The sequence below is a fragment of the Desulfobotulus sp. genome (assembly GCF_034006065.1).
Lineage (GTDB): Bacteria > Desulfobacterota > Desulfobacteria > Desulfobacterales > ASO4-4 > Desulfobotulus.
This window is the reverse complement of the sequence record NZ_JAVETM010000112.1, coordinates 1-2,936: the sequence shown is the minus strand read 5'-3', so window position 1 is coordinate 2,936 and position 2,936 is coordinate 1. Positions and strand designations below refer to the sequence as shown.

Annotated in this window: 4 protein-coding genes; all 4 read right to left on the bottom strand. The window is 58.4% G+C overall.

The window, feature by feature from the left end:
* A partial coding sequence (locus RBR60_RS16635; protein ID WP_320358893.1) for a secretin N-terminal domain-containing protein occupies positions 1-1,181 on the bottom strand: 1,181 nt, incomplete at its 3' end.
* Positions 1,181-1,675, bottom strand: coding sequence for a hypothetical protein (locus tag RBR60_RS16630; protein ID WP_320358891.1), 495 nt, complete (start codon positions 1,673-1,675; stop codon positions 1,181-1,183). The genes RBR60_RS16630 and RBR60_RS16635, both read right to left, overlap by 1 nt.
* Positions 1,672-2,226, bottom strand: coding sequence for a hypothetical protein (locus RBR60_RS16625; RefSeq protein WP_320358889.1), 555 nt, complete (start codon positions 2,224-2,226; stop codon positions 1,672-1,674). Before RBR60_RS16625 ends, RBR60_RS16630 begins: the two co-directional genes overlap by 4 nt.
* The coding region (locus RBR60_RS16620; RefSeq protein ID WP_320358887.1) for a hypothetical protein at positions 2,223-2,936 on the bottom strand (714 nt) is incomplete at its 5' end. The genes RBR60_RS16620 and RBR60_RS16625, both read right to left, overlap by 4 nt.

Below are 2,936 nucleotides of genomic sequence, written 5' to 3'. Positions count from 1 at the left end.
TTCACCTCTCCGTCTTCCACGGTCTGGTAAGGCACCTCCCTGCCCGACTCTATCACCGCCTTCTGGTTGTTGAGGGTGGTAATGGACGGCCTTGAAAGGATGTTCAGCTTTCCCTCCTTTTCCAGGGCGGAAAGCTGCACAGAAAGAATGCTTGTGCCCAGGTATTCGGAGATAAAGCCCAAGGAAAAACCGCCATCACTGATGTCGGCTGGAAAATTCACCACATTACCCGTGGAAGGGTTCACCGAAGACGGATTGGTGAGATCAAAGGAACGCAAGGCCTGGTTGCCCCCGGTCACCCAGTGGTTGCCTCCGCCCTTGTACACCCCGCCCCACTGGATACCCAGCTCGCGGGCCGTATCCCGTGTGGCTTCCACAATGTGAGCCTCAAGAAAAATCTGGGGCGTTGGCCGATCCAGGTGCTTGATGAGCTTCAGAATTCGTTCGAGATCTCCCCGGGTGGCCTGAATCATGAGAGAACGGGTGTTCTTATCCACCATCACCGCAGAACCGTCCGCGTCCGAACTGCTCTCCCCGGCCTTGCCCGGTTCTTTGCGACTTTTCAGAAACTGCTGCAGATTGGAGGCAAGCCCTTCGGGATCCGCATAATCCACATGGATCACTGCGGTCACAAGGGGTTCGGCCACCTGCACCCTGCGCTGGGAGGCAAGCTGTTTTGCCCGCTCCTCCCGGGTCAGAATGCGGAGCATGCTGCCCTCTTCCACAAAGGTCAGATCATGGGCGTTCAGAAGGCTGATGAACACCTCCCGCCAGGGCGCATTCACAATATTAAGGCTGGCTTTTCCCTCCACACCGGGACTCATCACCACATTGCGTTCCACACTGCGGCACAGCGCCCGCAGCAAAACGGAAATGTCCACATCCTGCATGCGGAGCGTCACAGGGGTTACGGGAAAATCCGCCTGCGGTGCATCCGCAGGCCCTTCCTCTCCGATGAAGGTTTTGACAGGCTCATCGGAAAACTCCGGATACTGCACCACCGTTGTGCCTGCGGTGGGGGAATAGCCCTGGGAAACCTCGGCCCTGGCCCGCCAGGGGTCCATGAAGACGTCCCCCTTTTTCTCCGCCTCCCGCCCCATGCAGCCTGCCAACAGCAGGAGGCCCAGACCCAAAGCCAGAAACCGCATGCCGGACCGGAAACCTTTCACGCCCTTACCCATCACCACGTCTCCCCTCCCATGCGTTCCAGAATCACCTTCTGACCCTGTGGCCCGGCCAGCACCACCCGTTCCTCTTCTATGGCTGCCACCCGCAGCGCCTCCTGCCCCACCAGCACTTCCCCCTTGGCGTATTCCACACCGGAAATCACGGCAATGCGCAGATTTCCAAGAGCCATATATCCCATGTACACCCATTCCGGGGTTTTCATGATTTCCGGAGCAAGCGCTTCCCTTTTCACATCTTCCTCACCCGCAGGCGCCCGAAAAAAGGCATCTTCCGGCCAGGGCTTCACCGCCGCATCCAGAAGTCCTGCGTAAAGGCCCTCTTTTTCCACCTCGCCCGCCTGTGCAGCCATACCGGCCAGCACCTTTTCCGCCGCAGCCACGCCCGAGGTCCAGCCTTCCTTCGCTGCTTTTTTAAACCCCCACTCATAGCCCGCATAGAAAAGGGCAAGCACCACAGCCCCAAGAAGGATCTTTTCCCGCATATTCATGAGCGTCGTCCTCCCCCAGGTTGCATCCGCACCTGCACGCGCACCCGCATCTCCCGCACCGGCCCTCCGCTCAGCACCTCAATGGAAATAAAACGCTCCACAAAGGGCATTTCCCCAAGGCTCACAAGAAAGCCATGAAAATCCGAAGGCCTGCCTTCCACACTCAGGTTCACAAACAAAAAACCTGACCTGGGATCATAGGCGTTCGCATCGGGCAGCACATCCTTCAGGGTCACGCCCGCACGCCGGGCAGGGTCTGCAAAAATCCCCCACAGATTGCCCAGCAGATCCCCGGAAAGGGCAGTGAAGGTCGGAAGCGCAAGGGAAAGGGAGGTGTCTTTTTCTGAAAGACGCCGCATCAGTCCTGCATAGGCAGGGCTCAGAATTTCCTGCACCCGCAGCCTGTCTTCCAGGCGCTGGCCTTCGGCACGGGCTTCCTGCACCCGTCGCATGGTCAGATAAATTCCTGAAAAGGCGTAAAGGGTCAGGCCTAAGGTCAGGGTGCAAAGCAGGATGATGTTGGTTCTGGATACCCGGAAACTTTCTTTCATGGCTTAAAATCTCCATGGCAGTCCACACTCAGCCCAAAGGTCAGCACAGAGCCGCCCTCGCCCATGCCCTGCCTGCGCACACGGGTTCCCAGGAAAAAAGACGCCTGACTTAAGTCCAGCCCATAGGTTGCAAGCAGGCTTTCCGGAGCCGGACCTTCCCCTTTGCGCAGGATGCGGCCATCAATCTCCACACAGGCCGCAGCACCACTTTTTGGGGTTTCCGTCCTTCTTTCCCAGTAAACCCGCTCCAGGAGAATGGACTCCGGCGTTCTTCGCAGCACCTCTCCCACCAGGGCCACCGGCCCGAAGCGCTCTGCCCGCTTACGCAGATCTTCCCTTCTGTTTTCAAGGTTCTTCTGGAGTGCGGCCACCATTTCCGGATCAAGGCTTGCACTAAAGCCCCCCAACTGTGCTTCCAGGGTGCGGTTTCTCGCCACCTGACTTTCCAGCCTGCCCTTTTCAAACATGCTGAAACCAAAAAGAAGGGCAAAAACCAGCAATCCCACAAGACTCACACCCAGTGTCAGACGGCGGTTCCTGCGGGCCTCCCGCCTTTCCTTCCAGGTGAAAAGAAGGTTGGGCGTCTTTTCCGAGGCAAGGGCCATGCCCGCCGCAGGGGTCATCTGATCCCGCTCATAGGCCGTATCCGGCGCAGGCTCAGAGCCTGAAAAATCCTCTTCCTCAAAGGCGTCCAGGGCTTTCACCGGCAG